Annotated in this window: 5 protein-coding genes; 1 reads left to right on the forward strand and 4 read right to left on the reverse strand. The window is 61.9% G+C overall.

From position 1 onward, the window contains the following. The 3 genes from GVY64_RS36420 to GVY64_RS39370 all read right to left on the reverse strand — a co-directional run. A partial coding sequence (locus GVY64_RS36420; protein ID WP_236567540.1) for an IS3 family transposase occupies positions 1 to 238 on the reverse strand: 238 nt, incomplete at its 3' end. A 34-nt stretch (positions 239 to 272) separates the two neighbouring features. Beyond that, the gene (locus tag GVY64_RS36425; protein ID WP_159851181.1) at positions 273 to 725 is read right to left on the reverse strand and encodes a hypothetical protein; all 453 of its coding nucleotides are present in this window, start codon (positions 723 to 725) and stop codon (positions 273 to 275) included. Between the two features lie 380 nt (positions 726 to 1,105). Then, positions 1,106 to 1,360: a helix-turn-helix domain-containing protein gene (locus GVY64_RS39370; RefSeq protein ID WP_442939690.1), complete on the reverse strand. Its 255-nt coding sequence runs from the start codon at positions 1,358 to 1,360 to the stop codon at positions 1,106 to 1,108. A 391-nt stretch (positions 1,361 to 1,751) separates the two neighbouring features. On the opposite strand from GVY64_RS39370, the gene GVY64_RS36435 reads away from it, so the two are divergent. After that, positions 1,752 to 2,585, forward strand: coding sequence for a hypothetical protein (locus tag GVY64_RS36435; RefSeq protein WP_159851183.1), 834 nt, complete (start codon positions 1,752 to 1,754; stop codon positions 2,583 to 2,585). Positions 2,586 to 3,075: 490 nt separating this feature from the next. On the opposite strand, the gene GVY64_RS36440 is transcribed toward GVY64_RS36435, so the two are convergent. Continuing rightward, positions 3,076 to 3,282, reverse strand: coding sequence for a hypothetical protein (locus GVY64_RS36440; protein WP_201298329.1), 207 nt, complete (start codon positions 3,280 to 3,282; stop codon positions 3,076 to 3,078). Between the last annotated feature and the right edge of the window lie 1,503 nt (positions 3,283 to 4,785).

Below are 4,785 nucleotides of genomic sequence, written 5' to 3' on the forward strand. Positions count from 1 at the left end.
AGGTCGCCACATACGTGAAGTCGGCGACCCACACGTGGTTCGGCGCCGCGGCGGTGAAGTCGCGGTTGAGCTTGTCACCAGCACGGACACCGTTCTTCGCTGGGACGGTCGTTCGTTGTCTACGTCCCATGAGACGGTCGACGGTGCAAAACGCCACCTCGTGGCCCTGACGGCGCAGGTAGCGAGTCATTTTGCGGCGTCCATACATCTGTTCGTATGCGCCGTGCAGATCGCGCAACGCGTTCTCCACCAGCGCATCAGCGATGTCGCGGTCACACGGTGGCAGGCGGCGGGCTTTGCGGTAGGTCCGGGCCGCGATCTGCACACCGTGCGCCGAGAGCGCGCGGCAAATCGACTCGACGCCGTAGACCTGGCGGTATTCGTCGATGAACCCGACGATCAGCGGTGTCGCGGGTCGAGTTCCCGCGCGAAAAAGCCGAGGCCAACTTCAAAATCTCGTTGGTCTGCTTGAGATCTCGAACCTCTTTCCGCAGCCGAGCCAGCTCCTGCCGCACCGCTGTCGACAAGCCCGCCGCGACCGCCGCACCCGAAGACGGCGCTTCGTCGAGGGCTTTGTTGATCCACAGCCGCAGAGTTTCGTGATGCACGTCGACCAGCGGGCCGATCGCACGCGCAGCAGCGTAGGCGGATCCGTACTCATCGAGCCGTTCGAGGGCCAGCCGCACGGCCTTGTCACGAACCTCGGACGGGTAGCGCTTCGACATGATGGAGACCATCCTCAAAGAAGGAAGCGGCCCCAAACCCGTGATGGTTCAGTGATCGTGAAAGCGTGAGCGGGCCTTGCCATCGCCGTGTGAGGTGTGGATCACGGGGTGACGCAATCAGCGGATACACCCGAGGCCCCCAGCCGAGCGGGAGTGATGTCGCACCGGGGTCCCGGGCTGCCTAGCCATTTCATGCGCTGCCACCGGCCTCCGTGCACAAGCCCGTGGCGGCGCTGACAATAGGCCCCCGCCCACCGGGATGCCCGATACCGCGGTTCACGCGTGTCGCGTGCGCGGCGGTGACAACACTTCAGAACGCGCGCCAGCCCCCGCCACCGACAAGTGCTCGGTTTGGTGTGCGAAACCGGAAACCTCGCAGCTCAGGCCGTGACGGTTTCACCCCGCAGGTAGGCGTAGACCGTTTCACGGCTGACACCGAACTCCCTGGCCAGCGCCGCCTTCGACACTCCGGCGGCCGCGCGGGCGCGCAACAAGTCGGCTTGTTCGGTGGTGAGGGCGGGTTTGCGAACAACGACAATGGCTTGAGCAGCGGTTATGTCGGCTAGGACGTGTCGGAAGTGGCGCTGTGGGCGAGCTACTGGACCGCTGTGTACGCCAGCCCTTCGGATCGACACAGCACATACCGTAGGCCCGGAGCGAATTCGACCAGCATCGGCATGCAGCTCTCACCACGCATCCGGGATCTGGGCCGGATCACTCTCTACCGGCCGGGCTCCCGCGCTGAGGCGGAGGCCCGGTTCCCGCACGCGGGGCCTTTGCTGACCCGCAGGCCGAGCCTGGACCTGGTGTTCCCCCTATTGGCGAAAACCGACCGGATGGCACATTTACGCTATTCTCCAGCTATCAGGCAAGTGTGGGACCGGTCGGGCTGTGCATGGAAAATCGATCGCGAAGGCATGGGCGGATCTCCGTGATGGATTGATTCCCCTCGCGAAAGGGGTTGCGGAAGCGCGGGCAGGTCCACCGATTCATGCCGCGGAACACCTTCGGGGCACAAGTTCTGCAATGCGTACCACCGACGAGTCGTCTGCCGCCCGAGTCGCTGCCACCTTTCCGGATGGCCAAGGCCCCCGTTCGTCTCTGGAGTCGCCGGGAGCCGTCCTTCCGCAGACTGATGTTAAACCAAAACTTCCTGTTCGTCGGCGGCCCGGGGAAATCGAACGACTCAATGCGCAGATCGGGAAGGAACTGACCGACCGGCACGGTATCGAAGTGTATGGCTTCGACATGCCCGGTGTTGATACCGGCACGGTCCGTGAAATCGTCACTGCCCTGGACGAAATGCTGGCCAAGTACCCACATACCAGAATTCTCTCGGTGGATCTCGGTGACGTCGAGGGGGACATCGCTCGGGCACTCGAAGACAGAGCGCCTCATACTGATCTCAAGGCCACCCGGATAACCTTCTCGGCAAAATACGCCACAGACCCGGAACTGCTGTCGAAAGACGTAACGGAGGCGGTGGAGCGTAAGCATTTCTTCCAGAGGTCTCAAGGTCCGGCATATAGCGCGATAGTTCATGAGTTCGGTCATGCGCTGACCTATGCAGGACGGTCGGCCGCCGTCGACAGAGCCGATTCACATTTGTTTGAGCACTATCTACGAACGCATGACCCAGAGAACCTTGGAGGCGATATCAGCGAGCCGTGCAGAATTTGGCGTGACCAGCTGAGTGGATACAGTTTCTGGAAAGGTGGGTTTCATCCAATCGAAGCCCTTGCCGAGGCATTCGCCGATGTCGAGCTGAACGGCGAACACGCCAGCGAACCCGCTAGAGTGCTGCGTAATCTGTTGGTTGAAACAGCAGAATCGGAATGGCGGAAGGAAGGATTGATTTGAGGGGGAGAGGATTGTCTGTCGAGCAGGTTCGGCGTAACTTCGACACGAGTCTGGCCCGAGCGTTGGAAGGGCTGGCTCCGGCTTCTCACACAGGTCTGGGGCCTCGTGTCGAGAACGCTTTGATCGCGATAGTCTCGGCTTATCCTGCGGCCAGTGATGAACTCATAGTAAAAGCCCGGCAAGAGTTCGCTCGGGAATTGACCATACTGAGCACGGAAACGGATAGCGATCGTCTATCTGAAGGCTGAAGTTCCCAGTCATCGAAGCTGCTCTACCGGAACCTGACAGCACCCCGATCTCTATTGCTGGAAGCTGCCGCCGCCGGAGGGCTTCTTGAAGTCGATGGTGGCGGCCGTACGTGGTGCCATTGGTGCCTGGTGTCACCTGCTCACAGCGGTGCTTCTGCAGTTCAATTGCACTCGGCCACGCGCAGCCTGCGGCAGCAGGAACAGTAAGGAGGAACTCGACAAAGGGGGTCCGGCGGTCACAGTCAGCGTTGCGTCAGCCGGTAGAAAGCGGTGATGAGGACGAACACTGCCCCGGCGAGCATCACGGCGAGCAAGACATCGATGATCACGGGCACGGTGCCGAAAGGCACGACGATCTGTCTGAGGTAGTTGACGCCGAGGATCGGAGCAAGATACGCCCACCAGGGCGCCCATTTCCGGTCTCCTCGTGCGGGAATGCTGTCTCTCACGGAGCGGAACCTATCTGGTCTTCGGCTGTTCCCACCACCGGATCCCTCCTCCCAGCTGAGACAACACGCAAATCCGACTGTCCAGATCCGCCCCTCTACTGGACCACCTTGCGCTACCCGAACAGCGGCGTATCAAGCGTCGGGCCAGCGGTAGCACCACGGCACATGATGCAGGAAAGGCCCCGGCCGCCCGCGACGCCGGTTGTCGTTGCGGTCTCGGCGCCGATCACCGTGCAGCTACGCATCCTGCCGATGCTGGTCGAATTCGCTCCGGGCCTACGGTATGTGCTGTGTCGATCCGAAGGCCTGGCGTACACAGCGGTCCAGTAGCTCGCCCACAGCGCCACTTCGCAACACGTCCTAGCCGACATAACCGCTGGTCAAGCCATTGTCGTTGTTTTCCGCGCGATTACTACCGGCCCCCGATATAGCCGACGCCATAACTGACCTCTCCGCCACTTGAAATGTAAATTTGAAGTCTGAGAATCCAGCGGACATGTGTCAAGAAATGCAGAAATTGATTCTATTCTGACACTTTTCGGCTCGGTCGAGTGCGTGGTGTTGGGGTTCCCCAGATACACACGTGTACCCCAGATACACACACAAGCCGGGCGGCACCCTCCCTTCGCGTCCTGAAGACTCTCAATCGAGATCGCTGCACCCAAACGGACTTCGTCAGACAGGTTGCGCGGTGGTCGCCGATTCGACCTCGGACCACACCCTGGCGCGCTCGTGCTCACCACAGCCGGGAAGACCGCGCCTGTCCGGTCCGGCGGCGGAAGGAGAGGATGTCGCCCGGCTGAGTGAAGTAGAGGTGACGTCGCTGTGTGCGGGACTACAGGGTGCGGAGGTTGTTAGGCAACAGCAGGCTGGCGCAGTTCGTCAGGGACATGGCCGATGGATTGCGCAACCGCCAGATCCCACGCGCGACCGGGCACATCGCCGACACTCAAAGAGGCCCGATGGGCGCGGATGGTCTTCGGTCTGTGGTGCGCACAGAGAGCAATGCCGACGAGTCGCTCGCGCAACGGCTCAAACACACCATGGACGACCACGCCGGATCCAGGGGCGAATCGACCCGCGTCGGTGACCTGTCCAAGCGCAGTGCAGCCGGACACGATGAGCGACCGTCGAACCCCGACAGTACCGGCAGTACGAGGCCACGGTCCTCAGACGACGCTCAGAGAAGGATGGATGAGGTTCAGAGAAGGATCGATAGCTTGGTCCAAGTTTTGCGCGACAGGGCCAGAACCGACCACACACCGAGGTTCTCAGGCGACGACGACGGGCCGCCGGCGGCGCTGATTGATCGACGGTCGGCGGAGCTCGGGTTGCATACACCAGCCCAGGGTGCGCTGGAATCGAGCTTGTTCATCTCGCGATGGCCTCACCACCGCCCGACCCGGTCATCGAGGTTTTCCTGTCGCTGTGACCGGACTGTCAGGCAGCGTGGCCGACAGTGGTGAAGCCGACCTCGGTCAGCGCCGGGTCGAACGGGTCGGG

The organism is Nocardia sp. CY41 (assembly GCF_009829325.1).
Taxonomy (GTDB): Bacteria; Actinomycetota; Actinomycetes; order Mycobacteriales; family Mycobacteriaceae; genus Nocardia.

Excerpts from the sequence above, each read along its gene's own strand:
- GVY64_RS36425 (WP_159851181.1), bottom strand. The coding sequence starts at position 725 with ATGTCGAAGCGCTACCCGTCCGAGGTTCGTGACAAGGCCGTGCGGCTG.
- GVY64_RS36435 (WP_159851183.1), top strand. The coding sequence starts at position 1,752 with ATGCGTACCACCGACGAGTCGTCTGCCGCCCGAGTCGCTGCCACCTTT.